This window comes from Hoyosella rhizosphaerae, assembly GCF_014643175.1.
Taxonomy (GTDB): Bacteria; Actinomycetota; Actinomycetes; order Mycobacteriales; family Mycobacteriaceae; genus Lolliginicoccus; species Lolliginicoccus rhizosphaerae.
The window spans coordinates 1-23,115 of record NZ_BMJH01000004.1 but is presented as its reverse complement, the minus strand read 5'-3'; the positions used below and the strand labels follow the sequence as shown (position 1 = coordinate 23,115).

The following is a 23,115-nucleotide window of genomic DNA, read 5'->3' as shown; positions in this document are numbered from 1 at the left end:
CCTATTTGCCGTAGGTGAGTCGTCGCAGCACGACCTCGAAGGGCCCGCGCTGCGATTTCTTCTCCAGGTAGAACGCCCACACGCCGATCACAACCCACACCGCTACGGCATAGAGGGCCATGGTGAAACTGTGCATGTGCTCGCCGAGTCCGAAGCCCCAGGCCGCCAACACTGGCGCACACAGGATCGATTGTGCGAGGTAGCACGACAACGATCGCTTGCCGACGGCCACCACAGCGGTTCCTCCGACGCCGAGTGTGGTGCGGTTGCGTAGCCAGTGTCCCATGAGGCCGAACAATGCGACGTACCCGATGCCGCCCGCCAACCCGGTGCTGAGCTGGACCATTTCAAGTGCGCCATCCATGAGCTCGGATGGTTCCCACATGCCAAGTTTGGCTGATGCGCGGACTGCGCCGCCGGACCAACCGATGGCGATGCCGACGATTGCGGCGATGCGCAACAACGTCAAGTGGTCGGCGGGCTGTTCGAGGATGCGATGACGCGCAGCCCACATCCCAAGCAGGATCGCGATCGGAACTGCGAGACCAATGAATCCTTGGATGGCGATGAGCATCAACCAAAATGGAATCCGGGCCAGTGCGGATGCGAAGTAGTTCGGCTCCCCGTTCGCCGCATCAATGATGAAGTACAGATCAAAGGTGTCAACCGTGCCCTCTTCCGGCGACAAAGCCACTGCTGACAGCAAGGTCAACGCTGTCAGCAGCAGGAGTAGCACCACGCCGATGCCGCTCCATACGAGCAGTGTGCCGTTCTTCCGTCGGAGGAAAAGCCAGACGAGAATAAGTCCGACGAGGCCGTAGGCACCGAGAATGTCGCCGAACCACAGCAACAGGGCGTGGACGAAGCCGAACACCACTAACCACAGGTTGCGGCGTTGGAGAAGTCTGAATGCGGCTTTTTCGGAGGTCCCTGATGCGACTTGCCGTTGGTAGAGCATGACGACGCCGTATCCGAAAAGGAATGCAAACATCGGATATACCCGCAGGTCAACTGTGGTGACGATGAGGCCCTGCGTTATTTGGTCGAGCGTCGAACCTCCACCGGGGTGCGCCGATGTCCGTTCACCGCCTTGGCCCCATAAGTACCACGGGGTGTTTGCGATTGCGATGAGCAAGAGCATGAAACCCCGGGCAAGGTCTGGCGCTAGCGCGCGCTCTTGTGCACTCACTGGCCCGCGTGCCAGATTTTTTGTCATCTCCACTCCCCGCCCTGGGTTTATGACACATTGTTCGGTTCGTCGGGAGTATAACTTTGCGCCGCCACTTTTGGGGGGCCGAGTTTTTTACACCACGCACAGTTCCGCCGATGAGGTTAGTGGTATTGATAACTCTTTCCACTAGTGTCGTAGTGCTCCCCCAAGGAAAGGACCCACGTGACACCGCAGTTCCCTTTCACCGCCATCCTCGGCCAGGAAGAACTCAAACGCTGCCTCCTATTGACCGCCATCGATCCTGCAATCGGCGGCGTGTTGGCAATGGGTGACCGTGGGACTGCAAAATCCACAACCGTCCGAGCCCTCGCCGACATGCTGGCATTGGCCCGCATCGAAGCCCCCGTGGTTGATCTGCCGTTGGGAGCATCTGAGGACCGCCTACTAGGTGCGCTTGACATTGACGCTGCACTTACACAAGGCGAAGTTCGCTTTCGTCCTGGCCTGCTGCACGAGGCGCACCGCGGTTTCCTCTACATCGACGAAGTGAACTTGCTCGACGACTACCTTGTTGACCTTCTTCTCGACGTCGCCGCATCCGGCGTGAATCGGGTCGAGCGTGACGGCATCAGCCACCAGCATGACGCCCAGTTTGTGCTGATCGGCTCAGGCAACCCGGAAGAAGGCGAGTTGCGGCCACAGCTTGAGGATCGGTTTGGGCTGTCAACACACGTCAGCACCATCCGCGATGTTGAGCAACGCACCGAGATTGTGCGGCGACGGCTCTTGTTCGACGCAACACCGGACCTACTTATAGAACAGTTCCGTGCTCAGCAAGCCGAACTGGCACGCTCAGTCGGCGAGGCCAGACAACGACTGGCGGACGTGACAGTCACCGACAACATCAGTGAGGCAGCAATTCGCTTGTGCATCGAATGCGATGTGGTTGGCCACCGCGGGGAGATTGTTTTGATTCGTGCAGCCCGCGCCGCAGCCGCCCTACGCGGCGCCGACGAGATGTCCTGCCGTGACCTCGCCACTGTCGCCGTTCCTGCGCTCCGACACCGAATTCCGCGCGAACCTTTTGAGTCCCCCACCACCGCGAGCGCCCGCGTTCACAACATCGCGGCACGAACTTTGCGTTTGCATTCGGTGGCGTAATGGCCGCAATCGAGCCTGAGCCACAGGAACTCGTGGTGGCTGATGACTGGGCCCTGTGCGAAACGTGGGTGCGTGGCGGCCAGTACGGCCTTCTGCTCGTCGGGGATAGCTGGGGGCGCGAGCAGTTGTGGCGCGAACTTGCTGAACGCTGCCGACGGTCCCACACCAGCGCCGATTTATTTCCAGCCGCAGATCTTGCCCAAATCGACTTCACCACCATTTCCGACCGTGTTCTTGCCTCAGCACCAGAGTTCGAGTCTGTCCCGCGAGCACTGGCAGCCAAATTGACATGCGTTATTGGTGTTCGTGTTCGCCCACAAACTAAACCGGCCCGTGTCAGCGCATCTGGGTTTCCCCAGCATGATTGTGTGCGAGCCCTCGCTGCGAACGGTATCCATGACCACACCATCGATATTGGCGCTGCGCGCATGGTGACCTCAATCATCCGAGAATCAGGCAACACTCACGCTGCGTTAGAAGCGCTCTACCGAACAGTTGTGGCGCCGCGAGTGCATTTCTTATCGACCGATGATTCGGCAGACATTTCGCCGATGTCGCAAGAATCTGCCGACGATGAGGAGTCACCGTCAACCGGCGAAAGCGGCGAGTCGGAGGCAACCGACGCCGACGAGACAACTCAGCAAGGCTCGGATAGCTCGGATTCGACAGCGCATGACGGCAGCGGCGAGAGTGGCGGGGCCGAATTCGATTCCGGCGAAATCAGCGACATGGACGAAGAGGCAGCCGACTACGAAACCGAGCATGCGGCCGCAATTTCCGACGAGTTCGCAACCACTATTCTTCCGACACCGCCTACGCAACGCCTGCGTGGGCTCGTCATACGCAGCGCCGTACGCCGGGGCATCCGCATCAATGGTGACCGTGGTCGCGCCGGTCGGGTGGTGTCCATCGAGCGAGCACACGGCGTGGTGGCAGTTCTTCCGACGCTGGTTGCTGCTGCCCGACGGCGCGCTTCCACGGTTGCTGATCAGCAACTCATTCACCGCTCTGACTTGAGGGGGGTTCTCCGGCGATCACGCGCCAAAACTCTCACCGTGGTCATCGTGGATCGTTCAGACTCCATGGGCAGGTTGCGGATCAAACAAGCCACCGACATTGCGACGCAAGCGCTCGGCCAGGCGTATCTCGATCGGTCTGAAGTGGCGATAATCAGTGCACGCGGCAGCAAGGCCAGCCTCGTATTGCCGCCGACGCGTGGGATCCGTCGGGCGCATTCGATGCTCGCCTCGTTGCCCAGCGGCGGTGGCACTCCCCTCGCTTCCGCATTCGAACTCACCCGAATGGTGTGCCTGCCCTACACCACTCGCAAGAACACACAGGTCAACATCGTCGTCGCAACTGACGGGAGCACAAATGTGAAGCTCTCGAACGACCTGCCCGGCGATGCTGTCAGCCAGGCACGTGAGCAGCTCGGCCTACTCACGCAGATGGCTTCTGTAGCAGTGCTGCCGCTGAGACACACGGGGATGCGGGTGACGGATGATCAGCTAGCGTGGCTCACAGACTCTGGGGCTACTGTGATGTCGTAGCACCCACTCCCCACGCGCCCACAACTTGGAGGTACTACCGTGCCCGCAGTGACCGCCGAATCCAGCATCGACATTAAGGCCTCCGCTGACCGCGTCTACGACATCGTTTCTGACGTCACACGCCAGCACGAGTGGGCTGTCGAAACTGAGTCGTGCCATTGGCTCGACGGTGCGACAGGGCCCGCCTCTGGTGCACGATTCCGGGGAAACAATCAGCGCGGGCCCATCAAGTGGTCGTCAAAATGTGAGGTTAAGGCCGCCAAGCCGGGGCGCGAGTTTACGTTCCTGGTCCGCATCTTCGGTCAACCAGGGGCACTCTGGAGTTACGTGATCGAACCCACCGAGACGGGGTGCCGCGTCACGGAATCCACCCGTCGTGTTGCCCCACGCCCAGTGGCATTGTGGATGAACCGACTTGCATTGGGCATCAAAGATCGTGATGCGCATAATCAGCGCAACATTGAGCAAACCCTGCAACAGCTCAAAGCCTACGCAGAGGCATAGCCCGCTTCGGTGGCGTCTTTCACCGGCCGCCACCATTCCTCATTATTGCGATACCACTTAATCGTGGCTGCGAGCCCGTCCTTGAAGTCTCTGTACTGCGGCTCCCAACCAAGTTCATCACGCAGCTTCGTAGCGTCAATGGCATAGCGAAGGTCGTGCCCGGGCCTATCAGTGACGTGGTCAAAGTCATCGCGATGGTGCCCCATCATCTCCAGGATCAGAGTGATCACCTCGCGGTTTGTTTGTTCACCATCCGCACCGATGAGATACGTCTCCCCCATTTCGCCACGGTCCAGAATTGCCCACACCGCCCGATTGTGGTCGTCGACGTGGATCCAATCGCGCACATTAAGACCTTCGCCGTACAGCTTTACGCGGCGACCTGTCAGAAGGTTCGTGATCTGTCGCGGTATGAATTTCTCTACATGCTGGTGGGGCCCGTAATTGTTGGAACAGTTCGAGATGGTCGCCTCAATCCCAAACGACCGCACCCAGGCGCGCACTAGCAAGTCTGCGGACGCTTTCGATGATGAGTACGGGCTAGAAGGGTTGTATGGCGTTGTTTCCATGAAGCGCGTCGGGTCATCAAACGCCAGGTCACCAAAAACTTCGTCGGTGGAGATGTGGTGCAAGCGAACTTGGTGGCGACGCACGGCCTCAAGCAACGTAAATGTGCCCACAATGTTGGTGGTGATGAAGGGCTCTGGTGACCGCAAGGAGTTGTCATTGTGAGACTCCGCCGCGAAATGGACCACCGCATCGCACTCCCCCACAAGCCGATCAACAAGGTCGGCGTCCGCGACGTCACCGTGGACAAACCGAACCCGGTCTGCGACTGGATCCAAGGACTCGCGTCTACCCGCGTAGGTCAGTTTGTCCAGAACTGTCACCTGAACGTCAGAGCGTTCCCGGACAGTGAGGTGCACAAAATTAGCGCCGATAAATCCAGCGCCCCCGGTAACTAGCAGCCGCATCACTGTCTCACTTCCTTGGCATTCCCACTTACCGTAGCGAACGCCCAATAACCCGAGTTTGTGACAATGTGAAGAATTTGCGTTCACTCACCCTGCGAACCGCCGAAACCACCGGTAGGTTAACGCGTGAGCAAAACCCACGATGGGAGATCCACGGTGTTAACAGTCGACCACATCACCAAACGCTACGGCGACCTCGTCGCACTTGACGGTGTCAGCTTCAGCGTCGCACCGGGCGAACTATTCGGATTCGTCGGCAGCAATGGTGCCGGCAAGACGACCACCATGCGCATCATCCTTGGCGTCCTATCCAGCGATGGTGGAGAAGTCCGAATCGACGACAAACCTGTGGACTTCGCCACCCGACAGACCATCGGGTACATGCCCGAAGAACGCGGCCTCTACCCCAAGATGAAAGTCGGCGACCAGCTCGCCTACCTTGCACAACTGCACGGCTTGAACCCCGCCGATGCGCAAACCGCAGTCCATCGTTGGGCTGAACGCCTCGAAATCGAAGACAAGCTCGGCAAGGAACTACAAGCCCTCAGCCTCGGTAATCAGCAGCGCGTGCAACTTGCCGCCGCGCTCATCCACGATCCCAAAGTTCTTGTGCTCGACGAGCCATTCTCAGGCCTTGACCCCGTTGCGGTCGACGTCATGACTGACGTGCTGCGCGACAAAGCAAATGCAGGTGTACCGGTCATTTTCTCCAGCCACCAGCTAGATCTTGTCCAACGCCTGTGCGACCGCGTCGGCATCATTAAGGCGGGAAAGATCCGCGCTAACGGAACTGTTGACGAGCTTCGGTCACAAGGCAAGCGCCAACTCGCCATCGGGATCGTCGGCGGAGACGCCTCATGGGCACCGAGTACCCCCGGAGTTCAGCTCGTTGGCCACCGGGCAGAAAACGGCCGACACATCATCCTCGAACTCGACCCTGGTGTCGACGACCAAGCAGTCCTCCACGAGGCCTTACAGGTCGGACCAGTCACCCATTTTGCGTCCCACGTGCCTTCGCTCACGGAAATGTACCGAGAGGTGGTCTCCGCATGAGCGCGCCCCAAACAACCCGCAGGATCATCACCCTCGTCGCGCTCCGCGAGTTCCGCGCCCAGGTACGAACCAAAACTTTCGTCATCGGCAACATCATCACCTTGGCACTGATCATTGGCGGCATGCTGCTGTTTGCCGCGTTCCGAGGCGACGGCGAACCTGACCCCATCCCCGTTGGCGTTACATCGGAAGCGTCAGCCGAAACATCCGTTCTCAACACCACAGCAACCACACTCGGGATGATCCTCGATCTCCACGAGGTCAACGGGCCCGCCGAAGCCCGCGCTCTCGTCGACGATGGAACCGTAGATGCCTCAGTCCTTGGCCGCGAGGGCACCAGCATCCAGGTGTACAGCGACAGCGAACTCTCCACCGAACTCGCCATCCTGTTCGAATCCGCCGCCAACACGCTCGCACTTCAACAAACCCTGAACGACCAAGGCATAGATCCCGCGACATTCGCCGAAGACACCGCCGCCGGAATCCAGGTCGACGTGGCGAACCCCGCAGACCCCGAGACCGGCCAACGCACAATCATCGCCATCGCGGTCATCTACCTCATCTTCGGACTCGTCTTCGGGTCCGGAATGTACGTAGCAATGGGTGTGGTGGAAGAAAAGTCGAGCCGAGTAGTCGAAATCCTGCTGTCCACAATCAAGCCGCTCCAACTGCTGTGGGGCAAAGTCATCGGCATCGGCGCTGCAGGACTCGTCCAAGTCGTAACCTACGCCGTGGTCGCACTCGTAACAGCGCGCGCAACAGGACTACTGGAAGTGTCAGCGGGCGAAGCCCTCACCTTCCTCTCCCTAGTGTTCTGGGCAATTCTCGGATACCTCTTCTTCGCATTGCTTTACGCCGCGGCGGGATCGCTTGTGTCGCGGCAGGAAGAAGTGCAATCCGTCCAAATGCCCATCATGATGTTCATGTTTGCCTGCATCGGTGCATCCGTCGCAACATTCAGCAACCCAACAGGCACCTTCGCGACACTCGCAGCATGGATACCGCCACTCTCAGCCTTTGCCATGCCCATCCGCATCGCAATCGGCGAAGCAACAGTCGTCGAGATGGTGGGAGCAGCAACACTCATGATCATTGCGTGCGCCATAATTTCCATCGTCGCAGCGCGCATCTACACCAACTCAGTACTCCGAGTCGGCGCACGAGTCTCATGGAAAGAAGCCTTCACAAAGTAGGCACCGGTCCTTGCCTTCCCGCGAGAACCTGACACGATTGCCCTATGCGCGGGATCATCTTGGCTGGCGGCACAGGCACGCGGCTGCACCCAATCACCCTGGGAGTAAGCAAGCAGCTGATGCCTGTGTACGACAAACCCATGATCTACTACCCGCTGTCCACACTCATGCTCGCCGGGGTGCGCGACATCCTCATCATCACCACACCCCACGACCGGCATCAGTTCGAGGCACTCCTCGGCGACGGCTCCCACTTCGGCATCAACATCACCTATACCGTCCAACCAGAACCCAACGGACTAGCGCAGGCATTCACCCTCGGCGCTGACCACATCGGCGCTGGCCCCGTCGCCCTCATCCTCGGTGACAACATCTTCTACGGCCCCGGCACAGGCACCAGCCTTAAGCGCTTTGCGACAGTAGAAGGCGGATCCGTATTCGGATACTGGGTCTCAAACCCCACCGACTACGGCGTCATCGAATTCGACCACAACAGTCGCGCCATCTCGCTAGAAGAAAAACCAGCGCACCCAAAATCGAACTACGTTGTCCCCGGTCTCTACTTCTACGACAACGACGTCGTCAACATCGCAGCAGACTTACAACCATCAGCCCGCGGCGAATACGAAATCACTGACGTCAACCGCCACTACCTTGAAGCCGGCAAGCTCACAGTCGAAAAGCTCGGCCGCGGAACCGCATGGCTCGACACCGGGACATTCGACTCGCTCCTCGAAGCGTCGAACTTTGTGCGCACCATCGAACATCGCCAAGGACTTAAAATTAGCGCACCAGAAGAAGTCGCCTGGCGCTGCGGGTACATCACCAACGAACAACTCGAACGCCAAGCACACACAGTCCTGAAATCCGGCTACGGCCACTACCTTCTGGAACTTCTCGCCAGAGAGGGAAGCAATGGAATTTCGTGAACTATCCATCCCCGGCGCGTGGGAGATAACACCTCGCCTGTTCACCGACAAACGCGGAACATTCCTCGAATGGTTCAAACAAGACCAGTTCGAACAAGCCACCGGCAACAAGCTTGATCTAGCGCAAGCCAACTGTTCTATCTCAGCCGAAGGCACCCTCCGCGGCATCCACTTCGCCGACGTCCCCCCAGGTCAAGCCAAATACGTCACCTGCGTCAGCGGTGCAGTCCTCGACGTCATCGTGGACATACGCACAGGATCGCCGACATTCGGCCAATGGGACTCCGTCTACCTCGACGACATGTCCCGCCGCGCAGTGTTCCTCGACGTCGGGCTCGGACACGGCTTCTTCGCGCTCAGCGAGCAAGCAACGGTCGTGTACCTCTGCTCCAGTGGCTACAACCCCGATGCCGAACACGGCATCAACCCACTCGACCCAGACATCGGCATCACCTGGCCACACATTGGGCACACCGGACGCCCACTCACACCGGTGCTGTCACAGAAGGACCAAGACGCGCCCAGCCTCGCTGAGGCGCAACGCTTGGGAATACTGCCCACGTACCAGGCTTAGGTTGGGCTTGTTCTGGTGCATAGTGCGGGCCTGGCATGGCCTGGTCTGGCTGCACCGGCGAAGGAGCCTGCATTTCGCACGCTATGAGGTCGAAATGCAGGCTCCTTCGGTGAGTTCCCGGGCTGAGCCAGAGTCGTCCACAACGTGGAGTTATCCACAGCACCGCCGCTAGCCCGAACAGTCGATGTTGTTTTCACGCCACAATCGACGCTATGCGCGACCTTCATGACCTGCTCACCGAGCAAAGCGGCGTCGTTGCGGCTCGCCAACTACCGAATCTCGCCTCATACAAGCTGGTTCGACGCAATGTACGAGCGCGAAGGTGGTCATCACCGCATCGCGGCGTGTACCTCGCGCACAACGGCGAACCCACACCGCACCAACACTTGTGGATCACCGTGCTTGCTGCGCCGCCAGGATCAGCGCTTGGTGGCCTCACCGCCGCGCACCTCGACGGATTGCGAGGGTTCGAAACAGAACGTCACCACCTCGTGGTGCCATCACATGCCCGCAGGACAGCAGTCACCAACGTACACCTGCATTGGTCGCACCGCTTAGGCCAAGACGACGTGCACCCAAACAAACAACCACCACGCACACGCCTACCTCGGAGTCTGGTCGACGCAGCATCGTGGATGAACTCGGCACGGGGAGCCGCAACTGTGATCTTGGCAAGTGTTCAACAGCGGCTCATTCGCCCCGTTGAGCTCCTCGATGCTGTAGGAAAACGCGGGAAGCTGCGACATCGAAAGCATATTGTCGAAGCAATCGCGGATGCCGATGTTGGCGTCGCATCACTTCCTGAGCAAGACTTCGCTCGCTTGTGCATTCGGTACCGCCTACCTCATCCGACGAGACAAGCTGTGGTGCCCCGACCTGGCGGTGCCTACTACCTCGACGCCGATTGGGACGAGTTTGGCACGTGTGTCGAAGTTCATGGCGCTCAGCACCTCGACCAGCTGCACTGGGATGCTGACCTGCACCGGCAGAGCGCTATCGCAGCAGGCGGGAGGCGAGTTCTGCAGGTGTCATCGTTTGCGATTCGAAATCAACCGCACGTCGTGGCGGACCTGGTTCGTCGGGCGCTGCTCACTGGTGGTTGGGCCGGATGACGGGGCCTTTCCGGGCGGGGCGCGCTGGAACCTGCACAGTCGAAGGAGCCTGCATTTCGCACGCTATGAGGTCGAAATGCAGGCTCCTTCGAACCAAAAACCATCAGGTCAGTGGATTTTGAAGATAACCACGCGTTGCACGATGAAGTTGATGACTGTGGCGACGCCTTGAGCGATGACGAATGCCACGGGGACGCGCCACCATACGTCCTCCGGAAAGTAGTGGTACAGCCCTGTCGAGATGCCAACTTGGACCGCGAAGGTTGCGGCGTACAGGGCAACGACGGCGGCGAACCTGGCATTGGAGTGGGCGGCTTTAAAGGTCCAGCGCCGGTTGATCATGTAGGCGGTGGTGGTGCCGAGAATGAAGCTGATGGATTTGGCCACCGCGAACGGCATGCCGAAAACATGCAGGAAGACGAGCAACGAACCAAAGTCGACTATTGCGGACAGCCCACCCGTTACTCCGAATCGAAAAACCTGGGTTTTGAGGTCCACATCGACAGTGCTGGTGTACTCGTCGAGAGGGAACTCGACGGGCAGAGGGACCTCGTGGTGGTGTTCAGGTTCGTTCGTCACCGGTTGAGCGTAACGCGCAAACCGAGAGTCGCACGCAACACGCAGAATCGGCGGTGCCGTACCCGAACAGCTGCGGTGCGAGTAACCTCTAATTCGATGTCCACGACCACGAATTCAGAGGGCCCGGGTTTCATGCCGGAGTTGCCCACGCAGACGCGCACGCTGACAGGTTGGGCACGTACGTCGCCCACTACTGCTCAGGTTTTGTCGACACCTGATGTCGAGCTCATCGCCCATGCTGTTCGGTTGGCGAACGAAAAGGCCGAGGGTTCACCGAGCTATTTGAAGCGCGGCATCATCGCGCGCGGGTTGGGTCGCTCGTACGGCGATCCGGCCCAAAACGGCGGCGGCCTCGTTATCGATATGACCCCGCTGAGCCAGATTCATTCGATTGATTCGGATACTCAACTCGTTGATGTTGATGCCGGTGTGAATCTTGATCAGCTGATGAAGGCTGCTTTGCCATTTGGCCTGTGGGTGCCGGTGTTGCCGGGTACTCGGCAGGTCACTGTTGGTGGGGCGATTGGTTCTGACATTCATGGGAAAAATCACCATAGTGCGGGCAGTTTCGGCAACCATGTGGTGTCGATGGACCTTCTTACGGCGGACGGTCAGGTTCGCACGCTTACTCCCCACGGCAAGAACTCTGAGCTGTTTTGGGCCACAGTTGGCGGCCAGGGGTTAACCGGAATCATTCTGCGAGCCGTGATCAAGATGACGCCGACTGAAACGGCGTACTTCATTGCGGATGGGGACCGCACGCGCAACCTTGACGAGACGATCGCTCTGCACAGTGACGGTAGCGAGGATCAGTACGACTATTCGTCCGGGTGGTTTGACGCAATTTCGAAGGGCCCAAGGCTTGGTCGTGCGGCGATTTCGCGGGGTTCGCTCGCAAAGCTTGATCAGTTGCCGAAAAAGTTGCAGAAGGATCCGTTGAAGTTTGATGCTCCGACGTTGATGACTTTGCCGGACGTTTTCCCTAATGGAATGGGAAACAAGCTCACTTTCGGGATGTTGGGCGAGGTTTGGTATCAGAAGTCGGGCACTTACCGCAATAAGGTGCAGAATCTGACGCAGTTCTACCACCCCCTTGACCTGTTTGGTGAGTGGAACCGAGCGTATGGCACTACTGGTTTCTTGCAGTATCAGTTCATTGTGCCGATCAGTGCTGTTGATGAGTTCCGTTCGATCATTCACGACATTGCCCACAGTGGTCACTATTCGTTCCTCAATGTGTTTAAGCGTTTCGGGCATGGCAATGACGCTCCGTTGTCGTTCCCGATGCCGGGGTGGAACATTTGTGTGGACTTCCCGATCAAGCCTGGTTTGCATGAACTTGTGACTGATCTGGATCGGCGTGTGTTGGATATGGGTGGGCGTTTGTATCTCGCTAAGGATTCGCGGACGACGGCCGAGACTTTCCATGCGATGTACCCACGAATCAACGAATGGATAAAGGTCCGTCGTTCCGTTGACCCCAATGGGGTTTTTGTTTCCGATCTCGCTAGAAGGCTGGAACTGTTGTGATTGATGCTGTTGGTAATCCGAAATCTCTTCTTCTGCTCGGCGGTTCGTCTGATATCGCGCTAGCGATTGCTGACGAGTATCTCGCTGCGGGTCCGCTGCGGGTAGTTGTTGCTGCTCGCCCATCAGTTCGTCGTGATGCGGCTGCGGCGCGGCTTCGTCAGAACGGTGCCACCGTCTCTGTCGTCGATTTTGATGCGGTCAATACCGCCGGACACGAGAAGGCCCTAGATGAGGCGTTCGCGGGTGGCGATATTGATGTGGCTGTCATCGCGTTTGGTTTGCTTGGCGACCCCGAGGAAATGTGGCAGGACCAGATCAAAGCAGTTGAGCTGGCGACGGTGAATTACACGGCTGCGGTGTCGGCGGGTGTCATTGTGGGCGAGAAGATGAAGGCGCAGGGTTTCGGCCGGATTATTGCGTTGTCGTCGGTCGCGGGTGAACGTGTGCGCCGGTCGAACTTTGTTTACGGTTCGAGCAAGGCTGGATTTGATGGTTTCTACATGGGGCTCGGCGAGGCGCTTAAGCCTGCTGGGGTCAGTGTGACTGTTGTGCGCCCGGGCATGGTTCGGACCAAGATGACTGATGGTTTGGATGATGCTCCGATGACGATCACGGCCGAGGAAGTGGCACGTATCGCTGTGAAGGCATCACGTAAGGGCAAGGACCTTGTGTGGGCGCCCGCGCAGCTGCGGTTTGTGATGTCGGCGCTGCGGCATGTTCCGCGACCGATTTTCCGTAAACTGCCAATCTGATCCGAAGCCTCTTGCATGGCTAACGGTGTTACCCTAAACTGAGGCTAACACCGTTAGCCACTTGGGGGCAGTCGTGAAATTTGTCAAGATCATCGGAATTCTGTTCGTCCTGGTCGCTATCACTTTCGCTGGAAGCTACCTATGGACAATCGTCACCAAACCAGGTGTCGAACGAACCATCACCATCGCCGCCGAACCAGGCGAAGTGTGGGACATACTCACCGACTTTGACTCGTATCACGAGTGGAATCCGTTTATCGTCGAGTCCACGGGCGCAGCGGAGGTCGGCAGCGTCATTACCAACACAATCGACCACAACGGTTCAACTATGCAGTTCAGCCCAACTATTCTCGTTGCGGAACCTGAACGTGAGCTTCGCTGGCTGGGCCGGTTCATCGTTCCTGGCGTCGTCGACGGCGAGCACTACTTTCTCATCGAAGACCTCGGAAATGGCGAAGTTCGTTTGACTCATGGCGAGCACTTTCGCGGTGCCCTTGTGCCTTTCGCTAGCGGCGCCCTCGACGTTGGCGACGGATTTGATGCGATGAATCGAGCGTTGAAGGAACGCGCCGAATGACCCCTACCGAACTGTCCCCGCGTGCCCGCGAGATCGTCGATTGCGCCCACCAGATGCTTAATGAGCATGGCTGGGACCACGTCTCCATGCGTGATCTCGCGACCGAACTCGGCATCAAGGCTCCGTCGCTGTACAAACATTTCGCCAACCGGGATGCACTAAAGACTGCGTTGCTGGTGGACGCATTGACCGAAACAGGAACGCGCCTACATCGCGCTCTGGAGAACGATGCGCCAGCCTTAAGCCTGCTGCGGGAATACCGCATGCTTGCCCGCGAGCGTCCTCACCTATATCGCCTTGCCACCCAGGGAACACTGCCACGAGCCGATCTACCGGAAGGGCTTGAGGAGTGGGCAGGTGCACCGTTTTTCCTCGCTACCGGCAACGAACATAAGGCCCAGGCATTGTGGTCATTTGCGCACGGTATGGCAATCCTTGAGATTGATGGCCGGTATCCACCAGGGTCGGACCTCGACAAGACGTGGGACACCGGCGCACAACTTTTCAGTCGCCACTGACTAGCCGCACACACGGCCTTCGGCGTACGTGAGCAAGTACTGACGGTCCCGTAACGCGGGGGTAGCAACAAGGACATTGCCCCAAGCGATGCTCAGTTACATGTCGAGTACCCCACGATTCCTGCAGGGCGTTTTCCCGTTCGAGGGTAAAGGACTCACCGCGCCATATCTGGTCGATGAGGCATTGGGCTTCACGGTTCCGGCGGGGGCAATCGCGCAGCCACTGTACTTTCGCGGCGGCCACACAGGTGACGCACTTGTGGTGGTCAGTTTGTATCGCGATGGCACGGTGATGCGTCACTTCGCCATTGGCGCCAACCAGGGCGTGAATATTCCCCTTCGCGTGGTCGAGGATGTTGATCCGGACTCACGGTTAGAACTTCGAGTTGCGGCACCAGTGGGGTGCGTTGGTGAGCTTGTTATCGACTTCGGGTTGGTCCTGGTATGACGCGCAAGCAACTTCTTGTCATCGGCAACGGCATGGCCGGCGCCCGTGCGGTGGAAGAGATCATCAACCGTGGCGGGCTCGACATTTTCGACATCACCATGATCGGCGATGAGCCGTACGGAAATTACAACCGCATCATGTTGTCGCACGTCCTGGCCGGGGAGGCCAGTATTGACGACGACGATCTGCTGCTTAACCCCATGAGCTGGTACCGCGAGAACGGGGTCACGCTCTACGCCGGGGATCGGGCGACTCGTCTTGACCGGTTCGCCAAGACTGTTGAATGCGAAAGCGGCCGGTCGGTTAGTTATGACTCGTTGATTATCGCGACGGGTTCGACGAGCTTTTTCCCCAACATCGATGGTCTTCGCGCCTCCGATGGGCATCTCCTGAAGGGTGTTTTTGGTTTCCGGAATATCGAGGACACCAACGGGATGCTGCAGATGGCGCAGTCGTGTGATTCAGCGCGGGCGGTGGTGATCGGTGGCGGTTTGCTCGGCCTAGAAGCGGCTTATGGGTTGCGCTCGCAGGGCGTGGACGTCGCGGTTGTGCACTCCCCCAGCCATTTGATGAACCAGCAGCTTGATGAACGCGGCGGGCGGGTGTTGCGCAAGGAGATCGAGAAGCTCGGCATCTCCATTCATACATCTACTCGCACCACTTCGGTGCTGCGCGATAGCGAAGGCGCCATTTCCGGTGTTGAGTTCGCTGATGGGAATACTCTTAGCGCAGATTTTGTGGTGGTTGCCGCTGGGATTCGTCCGAACACCGAACTTGCCCGTGCCGGGGGCCTGGTGATTGAACGCGGCATCGTGGTTGATGATCAGTTGCGGTGCGAGGATGAGAGCGCGATCTACGCGGTGGGCGAATGTGTGCAGCACCGCGGCGAAGTGTATGGCCTCGTGGCACCGGTGTGGGAGCAGGCTGTTGTCCTAGCCGCGCACCTCACCGGCAGTGATCCGCACGCCTCGTACACCGGGTCTCGTATCACTACAAAACTCAAAGTCGCTGGTATTGATGTCGCGGCGATGGGTGTGAAAGGCCCGGAGCGGGAGGACGACGAGTTCGTTCAATTTTATGAACCGAGCACGGGCATCTACAAAAGCGTGGTTGTGCGCGACGGCAAACTGATCGGCGCAATGCTGCTCGGCGATGTCAGCAAGGTTGGGCTGCTCACTCAGGCATTCGACGAGAAGGTACCGCTGCCTGAGGAACGCATTCAGCTTTTGTTTGACCTTGGTGCGCCAACGTCTGGCCAGGGAGCTGCAGATCTTCCCGATGGCGCTCAGGTGTGTAACTGCAATGGCGTCACCAAAGGCGCGATCGTCGAATGTGTCAGCCAGGGTGCAAAGTCGTTGACCGATGTCATGGCGAAGACTCGCGCGGGGAAAGGCTGCGGATCGTGTAAGGCTCTGGTGGGCGATATTGTGGCGTGCGCTGCTGGTGGCCAATTGGAGCGGGACCCTGCCGCGGACTGGTATGTGCCGTGCATTCCGTTGACCAAGCCTGAATTGATCGGTCAGATCCGCGAGCGCAACCTACGTGCCGTTTCGCAGGTCTTCGCTGAACTGGCTATCGACGGGAAGGCTGAAGCCACGGCCAAAATGCCACTCGCTTCGCTGTTGCGCACTATCTGGGGACCAGACTGGGTCGACGAGCGCGGCGCCCTGTTTATTAACGATCGAGTTCATGCCAACATTCAGCGCGACGGCACCTTTTCTGTTGTTCCGCAAATGAAGGGCGGCGTGACTACCCCTGATCAGTTGCGCAAGATCGCCGACGTAGCGGACAAGTACAACGTGCCGATGGTGAAGGTGACGGGCGGTCAGCGCATTGACTTGCTGGGCATCAAAAAGGAAGATCTGCCCAAGGTTTGGGGCGATCTGGGAATGCCATCCGGTTTCGCGTACGGCAAGTCTATGCGCACGGTGAAGACGTGTGTGGGTAGCGATTTTTGCCGCTTCGGTCTTGGCGATTCAACACAGTTGGGCATTCAGCTCGAAGAACGCCTGCAGGGCCTCGAAACTCCCGCGAAGCTGAAAATGGCTGTTGCTGGCTGCCCACGGAACTGTTCCGAAGCATTATGCAAGGACTTCGGTGTGGTCGCAGTGGGTGATGGCCGTTGGGAGATTTACATCGGCGGTGCGGCTGGTGCCCATATCCGGAAGGGTGACCTGTTCGCGACGGTGAACTCGCCTGAGGAGGTGCTGCAACTCGCGGGACGTTTTGTGCAGTACTACCGGGAAAACGCGAAGTGGCTTGAACGCACTTACGACTTTGTCCCGCGCGTGGGGCTTGAGACGCTGCAAGCTGTGCTTATTGAGGATGCCGAAGGACTCGCTGATGAACTCGATGGTCGGCTGCAAAAGTCCGTAGAGGGTTACCGAGATCCGTGGCTAGAACGGGATGCCGCCAAGTCTCCCGCCCAGTTCAAGTCCGCGTTGCCGCTGCTGCCACTTCCGGAGGTGCCGGTCCGATGATGATTGTTGGGCAAGTATCTGACCTGACGCCGGGGGAAGGGCGCACCTACGTCGTCAATGGTCGCCAAATTGCGGTGTTCTTGCTACAGGATGGTTCTGTTCGTGCCACCGATGCTGTTTGCCCGCATCGAGGTGGCCCGCTCGCGGACGGTCAAGTCGACGAGGCAGTTGTGGTTTGCCCGCTGCATCAGTACGGATTCCGGCTTGATACCGGGGAATGCACGTCACCGGAGATCGAGGCGATTCGTGTGTATCAGGCTGAGGTGCGTGGCGACGCCATCTGCGTCGACGCCTAACCACAGTCGACCTAGAGAAACTGCTCCAAACCAGTGAACCTGGATTGGAGCAGTTTCTCACGATCAGTTGTGGGCGCTAGCGGCAGTTCACAATAGGAATCGGGTCGTAGACAACCGTGCGGGTTTGCCGAGATATTTCCGCTCCGGTGCGAGCGTTGCGAATAATGCGGGTGTCATTTGTCGTAAAGCCTGGGGCTCCGGACGACGGGATGCAGTTGGGGCCTGCGGTCAAGTTGATGGTGCGTGGCTGGGTGTAGTTCCACCGGCCGCCGTTGACGGATTCAACATTGACGGTTTTGGTTCCCCAAATGCGGATGGTGACTGAGTGGTTGTCCGCAAACGCCTCGATGCGGACGTCACCTGGGGAATTGTTGCGGAATTTCAGGTCGAGCACACCCTGCCATACGGTGGCTTCCCGACCGGCTGGATAGCGCGAGATGTAGTAGCTGTGAGGGTGGCTTTCCACATCCTGCATTCCTGCGAAGTAGGCGGCGTTGTATAGCGTTGTGGCGAATTGGCTGATGCCGCCGCCCACTGCTTTGCCCGGGCGCCCGTCACTGATGACACCGGCTTCAATGTAGCCTTGCGCGGTTCCACGTGGCCCGGTGTAACCGTTGAGTGAGAAAGTTGCCCCTGGGCGTACAACAGCGCCGTTGACTTGCTGTGCAACGCGCCGAATGTTGTGGCCCGAATCCGCAGCGAACCCGCTGGTGGTGAATTCACCAATGACTTGATTAGGGCCAGGACGCTCCGCTGGGGGCTGCTGCTGGGGACCCGGAGTCGGCGCAGGTGGTGCTGGGGGCGGCGGTGGCAGAATGAAGTCCAGCGAGTCGCTTTCCGGCAGTGGAATGTCTGGAATCTCGAACACCGGTGGGGGTCCCGGTAGGTTCAGTGAGTTCCACAGATCATCGATTGGGTTGGCCGCGGCCGGTGCAGCCCCGGCAAGCGCAATGGCGACGCCGATTCCTGCTACTGAGATTTTCCCCAAAAGCCGCAAAGCCACTCCTTCGGTCGTTTCGTATATCGATTTAATATAGTGACCGCGGTCGTGAGGTGCATCACGCAGTACAAAATCTGAGGCTTTCACGGCCCCGGCGGGACGGCGGCGAGCAGTGTAGAGAGGGTGTCGACTAGCCGTTGCTTGCTGAATCGGGGCGGGGTTTCGAGCGAGAGCCGACCAAATTCTTCGGCGGTTGCTAGCAGCAGGTGGGACAAAACTTCGGCGTCGATTGCCGGGCCTCCACGCAGCTCGAGTCCTGCCTGGAGCCCTGATGCGAGGTACGACCGCAGTTCTTCGCGTGTGGTTTCGATTCTCTCTGTAACCATCACCGGTGCCCCTTTGGTGAGGCCAAGAATTGGACGCCACACATCAGGATCAGATTGGACTTGATCGATTAATGCGCTGGCACCATCTAGGACCCATTTGTCGATATTCACGGGAGCCCCTAGTCCGCTGAGGATCCGCATGGCTTGGTCGAATGCGCGTTGCTGGGTGCGGTCAAGGAGTGCGTGCAATAGGGGTTCGAGTCCGTCGTATGCGCTGTAAACCACCGGTCGGGTGACATTGGCTTCCCGCGCAATTGCGTCGATTGAGGCATTTCCATAGCCGTCACGAACGAGTACGCGCAGTGCTGCGTCGAGCAGTTGTTCTTTGCGTTGCTCGAGGGGCATGCGGGGCGCGTATTTGCGCCTTGGTGAGACGCGCGACTCGTGTGGCACGCTTGACGATATTACTACAGCACTGTAGTTTCCTACCAACCTACAGTGCTGTAGTAATTGGAAGGTTCGAATAACAATGCCGTCACTCCACACGACCAAACAACTCATTGAAAAGTACGAGCCCGCTGCCGACTACGGATTTTTCGGGCCCGACTCAGTGACCTGGAAAGTATGGTCCTACCCCACTTCCTACATCCTGGGGTTCGCGCGAGCAGTGACCATCGAGCACCTCGACCCGAACCTCACCGCCGCCGTTGTCCAATCAGGTGGCGTGAAGTACCGCCCACACACCCGGTACGGCCGCACCCTCCGCTACTTCGGCATGGTCGCCTTTGGCGCCACCGAACCAACGGCCCGCGCCGCCGACGTCCTCGTCAAAGTGCACACCAAAGCCATTGGCACTGATCCCGTCACCAACAGCACATACGACGCCAACAAGCCGTCGTCGCAACTGTGGATTCACATGACGGCATGGCATTCGATCCTCTACTGCTACGAAAAGTTTGGTCCGGGCCGACTCTCCGCCGAAGAGGAAGCTCAGTTCTGGAAGGAATGCGCCCGCGCTGCGGAACTCCAGACAATAGACCCGAACACCGTGCCGCGCACCCGCGAGGAGGTCATCGCCTATTTCGAAGACTGGCGCCCACACCTCGCATCGTCCGAAGCCGCACAAGACATGGTCGACTTCATCTTGCGCCTCGACGTTGCACTTCCACCAGACATGCCGAAATGGCAGAAGCTAGCATTTGCCCCTGCGTTGGAGCTGCTCTCCGCCGGAGTCATCGCCACCTACCCGCAGTACATGCGCGAATTGTTGAACGTCAAACAAAGCCCGCTCACTGATCAGCTTGCCGTGAAAGTACTCAAGCCCTTCCACGCAGTTGTAGCCCGCACCAACCCACTGAAGTTCTGGCTTATGGAACTAATCGCCCCACAAGCGGTCCAGGTTGCGGCACCCGCATTTCTTGGCATCCCTCCGCTTAACCCCATCACCATGACACCCCGCGAGGCCCAGGAAAAATACGGTTTCGACGCCCCCAACGATGCGCACAAGGATATGCGCGCCAAGCAGTACGACAGAGTGTTTGGGAAAGGCCTCACGCCAAGCGATGAGGGCCTCATCGAGTCGGAACAACACATCGGTTCGATCGCCCCTCTGCACTCCGCCTAGGCGAACGCTCAGACATCTCCCCGCCCCCTACAAAAAGCGCAACCTACTTTGCGCCTAGGGTGGTGGGGAGAACGTCGTTCGGAAGGCGAAACCGTGAGCACTCCAGGACCATCTCACCTCAAAGCACATTCAGGAGCGGCCGCGTCACACCGCAAGGTCGCCGAGGATGAAAACTTCATCCCATTCCGCAAACGCGCGATCATCAGCCTCTGCGCTCAGCGCCTGCCTGAAGAAGAACGCGCAGCGTTCCGAGAATTCGCCGAGATTTTGTCGAGCCTGTTGCACCACCGTTTTCGTTCCCGAATCGAGTCGGTGAAAAGTGCATATCACGTGCTCAACCCTTCGCTTGATATGCGTCAGGTGATCAATTTTGACGCGGCCGATCGCGAAGCAGCACAAAAGCAACTTGAGCGCGACCTCATCGAATTAGCCGAGCAAGCAAATTTCACCCGCATCGACGACGCCGAACTTCAGCGTGCGTTCGACGAAAAAGGACTCATCAAGGTCAAGCTTGATGTCGACATGGACGATATCGACAGTGTCATGTTGTTCAGTCGCGGACAATTACACCGCCAGCGCACTGAGAAACAATTGTTCGGTCTCCGGTCGAAAGAGATCAAGTTCCTGAGTTATGGCAAAGTATTGATTTACGTGCGATTCAAGGACGAAAGCCACTTTGCTGACCGCGATGTAGATGATTTGCCCTGCACACCGGGCGCTACCATCGTGAAGCTGTTCGAAAATGTTCCACGACACGATGTGGAAATGCTGTTCCCCAATGTTCGAGTCGGTATGCGAACGATCGATAAACTGCTTATCGGCGTCCCCGCCATTGTCTCAGGGATCGTCATCATTGTCACTAGGCTCATTGCCTCATTAGGCCTCTTGCTGTTGTTGATCGCATTCTGGCTTGGAGTTCGCGATGAGGAAGTCGAACTGAACCAAGCTGCGTTAGTCACTATCGGCGCTGGCCTGGCAGCAGTAGGCGGTTTCGCCTTCAAGCAATTCAATTCGTTTAAGAACCGAAAAATCCAGTTTATGAAGGCGCTGTCCGAGAACTTGTACTTCCGCAACCTCGACAACGACACGGGTGTGTTCTTCCACCTCCTCGATGCCGCAGAAGAAGCAGAGGTGAAAGAAGCTGTCCTCGCCTACCATTTCCTGCGCGCGTCCGACCGTCCCTTGACCGCAGAAGAACTCGATGAACGAATTGAGTCCTGGTTCACTGACGCGTTCGATTCCCGTTTCGACTTCGATGTTGAGGACGGCATCCGCAAACTGCGGGAATTTGATCTGATCGAAGAATCAAATGAAGGTCAGTTCACAGCAGTGGAACTCAGCGAAGGCAAACGCAGGATGAGCGCGATGTGGGACGAATTGTTTCAGTATGAACAAGTCGATTCTGCCGAGCTGTCCTCCCCAAGGTCGTCGACGATCCAGCAGGCGTCGCCGGGCTGAACATTGATGTATTTGTGAACCCGCCAACTTTCCGGGACGTGACGGCCGCAGACCTCCCGGAGGAAACGACAAGTCGGATCGCCCAGCAGCAGAAGTCTTTGGCACTGGCAGCAACCCTGCAGCCTTGTGGGCCACCTGAGCTCAGCGGTCAATGTTTGAGCGCGCTGAAGCCGCAGTGTCTCAGTAGGACCCTCGCGAGCAGTGCGGGACTAGAATAGGGTGGTTGGTAAGGCTCCCATCGGGCCCACCTGGGCTCGCCCCGAGCAGCGATGTAAGGAGGAGCACGATGACTGCACGCAAACCCACATTGCCTGATCCTGCAAATGTTCCAGAGGCTGACCGGCTCGAACAGGAAGCTCCGCTCACTTCGGACGACGAACAATCCACATCGCCTCAACCATTGCGGACGGAAGACCTTTTCGACGCGAATTTCGCCGATGTTGCTGAACAAATGGTTGAAGTTCCCGACAACGACGACTACCCACGGGAGTAGCGTTCCGCGAGCCACTCGCAACATTGTTGGTCAGGGCGAATACCATCGACATTTGTGGTTGAACAACGTGATGTAGGGACGACGAGGCTTTTTGCGATCGTCACAGGTTTGCTCGGGTTCCTCCTCGCGGTGGCAGCACCGCTGCTACCCGTCGAGCAGACCAAATCCAGCATTACGTGGCCTCAGAATGATGAGATCACCAATATTGAAGCACCGCTGATCTCGTATCACCCCCAACATCTTGATCTGACGGTGCCGTGGTCGACGATTACTGAAGCGCCTCCGGGTGTCATCGCGTCCACGATTCCGCCAGGTTCGCCGGACTCCCAGCGATTTGGGCTATCTGTTCGCACCACGGATTCGGACGCTGAGGTTGTGCTTCGAAACTCGGTGCTGTGGTCTGGTGCACTCGACACCGTCGGGGACACCGGCGAGCTGCGAGTTGTTGTCACAAAGAACGACACTGTAATCACCAGCGTCGGTGGGGATACTGATGTTGACGTGGTTATCCCGGGCAATCAGATGCCCACCGTTGTGGGGGTGTTTACCGACCTCACCGGCACCGCACCCACCAACCTCAACCTCACCATCGACATCGACTCCCGCTTCTCCACCCACCCCACCACACTCAAAATCCTCGCCCTCACCCTCGGCGTCCTCACCACCATCACCGCGCTGATCGCCCTCCACAAACTCGACCTCACCGACGGCCGACGCCACCGCCGCTTCCTCCCCGCCAACTGGTGGAAACTCCGCCCCCTGGATATAACAGTCGGTGTTGTCCTTTTATCCTGGTACCTCATCGGCGCCAACACCGCCGACGACGGCTACATCCTCACCATGGCCCGCGTCGCCAACGACGCCGGATACATG

The 23,115-nt window shown here is 58.4% G+C and carries 23 protein-coding genes and 1 pseudogene; 19 read left to right on the top strand and 5 right to left on the bottom strand.

The genetic code is table 11. From position 1 onward, the window contains the following. Position 1: 1 nt before the first annotated feature. Entirely contained in the window at positions 2–1,216 is a 1,215-nt protein-coding gene (locus IEW73_RS14935) for a DUF418 domain-containing protein (protein ID WP_188677111.1), read from the bottom strand. 177 nt (positions 1,217–1,393) lie between these two features. Here IEW73_RS14935 and IEW73_RS14930 point away from each other — a divergent pair, with 177 nt between their 5' ends. Genes IEW73_RS14930 through IEW73_RS14920 form a run of 3 tightly spaced genes read left to right on the top strand, consistent with a single transcriptional unit; the run spans position 1,394 to position 4,386 of the window. Beyond that, on the top strand, positions 1,394–2,332 hold the full coding sequence (locus IEW73_RS14930) for a magnesium chelatase ATPase subunit I (RefSeq protein ID WP_188677107.1): 939 nt from the start codon (positions 1,394–1,396) through the stop codon (positions 2,330–2,332). Further along, positions 2,332–3,882 carry a VWA domain-containing protein gene (locus tag IEW73_RS14925; RefSeq protein ID WP_188677104.1) on the top strand — a complete coding sequence of 517 codons (1,551 nt, stop codon included), beginning with the start codon at positions 2,332–2,334 and terminating at the stop codon, positions 3,880–3,882. Before IEW73_RS14930 ends, IEW73_RS14925 begins: the two co-directional genes overlap by 1 nt. A 48-nt stretch (positions 3,883–3,930) precedes the next feature. Next, complete coding sequence (locus IEW73_RS14920) at positions 3,931–4,386, top strand: SRPBCC family protein (protein WP_206050386.1); 456 nt, start codon at positions 3,931–3,933, stop codon at positions 4,384–4,386. Here the strand turns inward: IEW73_RS14920 and rfbB are convergent. Further along, positions 4,371–5,360: a dTDP-glucose 4,6-dehydratase gene (gene rfbB / locus IEW73_RS14915; RefSeq protein ID WP_188677098.1), complete on the bottom strand. Its 990-nt coding sequence runs from the start codon at positions 5,358–5,360 to the stop codon at positions 4,371–4,373. The two genes, IEW73_RS14920 and rfbB, sit on opposite strands and share 16 nt — an antisense overlap. Before the next feature lie 126 nt (positions 5,361–5,486). Here rfbB and IEW73_RS14910 point away from each other — a divergent pair, with 126 nt between their 5' ends. From IEW73_RS14910 to IEW73_RS14890, 5 genes are all read left to right on the top strand, one after another. Continuing rightward, positions 5,487–6,413: an ABC transporter ATP-binding protein gene (locus IEW73_RS14910; protein WP_229676048.1), complete on the top strand. Its 927-nt coding sequence runs from the start codon at positions 5,487–5,489 to the stop codon at positions 6,411–6,413. After that, positions 6,410–7,606 (top strand): ABC transporter permease, encoded by a 1,197-nt coding sequence (locus IEW73_RS14905; protein WP_188677095.1) that lies wholly within the window; start codon positions 6,410–6,412, stop codon positions 7,604–7,606. Before IEW73_RS14910 ends, IEW73_RS14905 begins: the two co-directional genes overlap by 4 nt. Before the next feature lie 44 nt (positions 7,607–7,650). Continuing rightward, on the top strand, positions 7,651–8,535 hold the full coding sequence (gene rfbA / locus IEW73_RS14900; protein WP_188677092.1) for a glucose-1-phosphate thymidylyltransferase RfbA: 885 nt from the start codon (positions 7,651–7,653) through the stop codon (positions 8,533–8,535). Then, on the top strand, positions 8,522–9,109 hold the full coding sequence (rfbC, locus tag IEW73_RS14895) for a dTDP-4-dehydrorhamnose 3,5-epimerase (RefSeq protein WP_188677089.1): 588 nt from the start codon (positions 8,522–8,524) through the stop codon (positions 9,107–9,109). Before rfbA ends, rfbC begins: the two co-directional genes overlap by 14 nt. Before the next feature lie 212 nt (positions 9,110–9,321). After that, positions 9,322–10,221 carry a hypothetical protein gene (locus tag IEW73_RS14890; protein WP_188677086.1) on the top strand — a complete coding sequence of 300 codons (900 nt, stop codon included), beginning with the start codon at positions 9,322–9,324 and terminating at the stop codon, positions 10,219–10,221. 108 nt (positions 10,222–10,329) lie between these two features. Here IEW73_RS14890 and IEW73_RS14885 read toward each other — a convergent pair whose 3' ends face one another. Beyond that, positions 10,330–10,800 carry a GtrA family protein gene (locus tag IEW73_RS14885; protein WP_279345112.1) on the bottom strand — a complete coding sequence of 157 codons (471 nt, stop codon included), beginning with the start codon at positions 10,798–10,800 and terminating at the stop codon, positions 10,330–10,332. A 96-nt stretch (positions 10,801–10,896) separates the two neighbouring features. On the opposite strand from IEW73_RS14885, the gene dprE1 reads away from it, so the two are divergent. From dprE1 to IEW73_RS14850, 7 genes are all read left to right on the top strand, one after another. Beyond that, positions 10,897–12,330, top strand: a complete 1,434-nt coding sequence (gene dprE1 / locus IEW73_RS14880; protein ID WP_188677082.1) for a decaprenylphosphoryl-beta-D-ribose oxidase — start codon at positions 10,897–10,899, stop codon at positions 12,328–12,330. Continuing rightward, positions 12,327–13,082, top strand: coding sequence for a decaprenylphospho-beta-D-erythro-pentofuranosid-2-ulose 2-reductase (gene dprE2, locus IEW73_RS14875; RefSeq protein WP_188677079.1), 756 nt, complete (start codon positions 12,327–12,329; stop codon positions 13,080–13,082). Before dprE1 ends, dprE2 begins: the two co-directional genes overlap by 4 nt. Positions 13,083–13,155: 73 nt before the next feature. Continuing rightward, complete coding sequence (locus IEW73_RS14870; RefSeq protein ID WP_188677076.1) at positions 13,156–13,659, top strand: SRPBCC domain-containing protein; 504 nt, start codon at positions 13,156–13,158, stop codon at positions 13,657–13,659. Then, complete coding sequence (locus IEW73_RS14865; protein WP_188677073.1) at positions 13,656–14,177, top strand: TetR/AcrR family transcriptional regulator; 522 nt, start codon at positions 13,656–13,658, stop codon at positions 14,175–14,177. The genes IEW73_RS14870 and IEW73_RS14865 overlap by 4 nt, the downstream gene beginning before the upstream one ends. Before the next feature lie 100 nt (positions 14,178–14,277). Further along, positions 14,278–14,625, top strand: coding sequence for a molybdopterin oxidoreductase (locus tag IEW73_RS14860; RefSeq protein WP_188677070.1), 348 nt, complete (start codon positions 14,278–14,280; stop codon positions 14,623–14,625). Continuing rightward, positions 14,622–17,105 carry a nitrite reductase large subunit NirB gene (gene nirB / locus IEW73_RS14855; protein WP_188677068.1) on the top strand — a complete coding sequence of 828 codons (2,484 nt, stop codon included), beginning with the start codon at positions 14,622–14,624 and terminating at the stop codon, positions 17,103–17,105. The genes IEW73_RS14860 and nirB overlap by 4 nt, the downstream gene beginning before the upstream one ends. Then, entirely contained in the window at positions 17,102–17,401 is a 300-nt protein-coding gene (locus tag IEW73_RS14850; RefSeq protein ID WP_188677064.1) for a Rieske (2Fe-2S) protein, read from the top strand. Before nirB ends, IEW73_RS14850 begins: the two co-directional genes overlap by 4 nt. A 76-nt stretch (positions 17,402–17,477) precedes the next feature. On the opposite strand, the pseudogene IEW73_RS16600 reads toward IEW73_RS14850, so the two are convergent. Both IEW73_RS16600 and IEW73_RS14840 read right to left on the bottom strand, forming a co-directional pair. Continuing rightward, positions 17,478–18,134: pseudogene (locus tag IEW73_RS16600) on the bottom strand (VanW family protein); the annotation flags it as partial. Between the two features lie 350 nt (positions 18,135–18,484). Then, on the bottom strand, positions 18,485–19,120 hold the full coding sequence (locus IEW73_RS14840; protein ID WP_229676047.1) for a TetR/AcrR family transcriptional regulator: 636 nt from the start codon (positions 19,118–19,120) through the stop codon (positions 18,485–18,487). A gap of 76 nt (positions 19,121–19,196) precedes the next feature. Here IEW73_RS14840 and IEW73_RS14835 point away from each other — a divergent pair, with 76 nt between their 5' ends. From IEW73_RS14835 to IEW73_RS14820, 4 genes are all read left to right on the top strand, one after another. Next, positions 19,197–20,291, top strand: a complete 1,095-nt coding sequence (locus IEW73_RS14835) for an oxygenase MpaB family protein (protein WP_188677057.1) — start codon at positions 19,197–19,199, stop codon at positions 20,289–20,291. Between the two features lie 93 nt (positions 20,292–20,384). Further along, complete coding sequence (locus IEW73_RS14830) at positions 20,385–21,749, top strand: TMEM143 family protein (RefSeq protein ID WP_188677054.1); 1,365 nt, start codon at positions 20,385–20,387, stop codon at positions 21,747–21,749. A 286-nt stretch (positions 21,750–22,035) separates the two neighbouring features. After that, on the top strand, positions 22,036–22,242 hold the full coding sequence (locus IEW73_RS14825; protein ID WP_188677051.1) for an Rv3202a family protein: 207 nt from the start codon (positions 22,036–22,038) through the stop codon (positions 22,240–22,242). Positions 22,243–22,296: 54 nt separating this feature from the next. Continuing rightward, positions 22,297–23,115: arabinosyltransferase domain-containing protein (locus IEW73_RS14820; RefSeq protein WP_188677048.1), on the top strand; the 819-nt coding region annotated here is incomplete at its 3' end.

Coding starts and splice junctions, on each gene's coding strand:
- nirB (WP_188677068.1), top strand. CDS start 14,622: ATGACGCGCAAGCAACTTCTTGTCATCGGCAACGGCATGGCCGGCGCC.
- IEW73_RS14935 (WP_188677111.1), bottom strand. CDS start 1,216: ATGACAAAAAATCTGGCACGCGGGCCAGTGAGTGCACAAGAGCGCGCG.
- dprE1 (WP_188677082.1), top strand. CDS start 10,897: ATGTCCACGACCACGAATTCAGAGGGCCCGGGTTTCATGCCGGAGTTG.
- rfbB (WP_188677098.1), bottom strand. CDS start 5,360: ATGCGGCTGCTAGTTACCGGGGGCGCTGGATTTATCGGCGCTAATTTT.
- IEW73_RS14925 (WP_188677104.1), top strand. CDS start 2,332: ATGGCCGCAATCGAGCCTGAGCCACAGGAACTCGTGGTGGCTGATGAC.
- IEW73_RS14905 (WP_188677095.1), top strand. CDS start 6,410: ATGAGCGCGCCCCAAACAACCCGCAGGATCATCACCCTCGTCGCGCTC.
- IEW73_RS14835 (WP_188677057.1), top strand. CDS start 19,197: ATGCCGTCACTCCACACGACCAAACAACTCATTGAAAAGTACGAGCCC.
- IEW73_RS14890 (WP_188677086.1), top strand. CDS start 9,322: ATGCGCGACCTTCATGACCTGCTCACCGAGCAAAGCGGCGTCGTTGCG.
- IEW73_RS14865 (WP_188677073.1), top strand. CDS start 13,656: ATGACCCCTACCGAACTGTCCCCGCGTGCCCGCGAGATCGTCGATTGC.
- IEW73_RS14850 (WP_188677064.1), top strand. CDS start 17,102: ATGATGATTGTTGGGCAAGTATCTGACCTGACGCCGGGGGAAGGGCGC.
- rfbA (WP_188677092.1), top strand. CDS start 7,651: ATGCGCGGGATCATCTTGGCTGGCGGCACAGGCACGCGGCTGCACCCA.
- IEW73_RS14825 (WP_188677051.1), top strand. CDS start 22,036: ATGACTGCACGCAAACCCACATTGCCTGATCCTGCAAATGTTCCAGAG.
- rfbC (WP_188677089.1), top strand. CDS start 8,522: ATGGAATTTCGTGAACTATCCATCCCCGGCGCGTGGGAGATAACACCT.
- IEW73_RS14860 (WP_188677070.1), top strand. CDS start 14,278: ATGTCGAGTACCCCACGATTCCTGCAGGGCGTTTTCCCGTTCGAGGGT.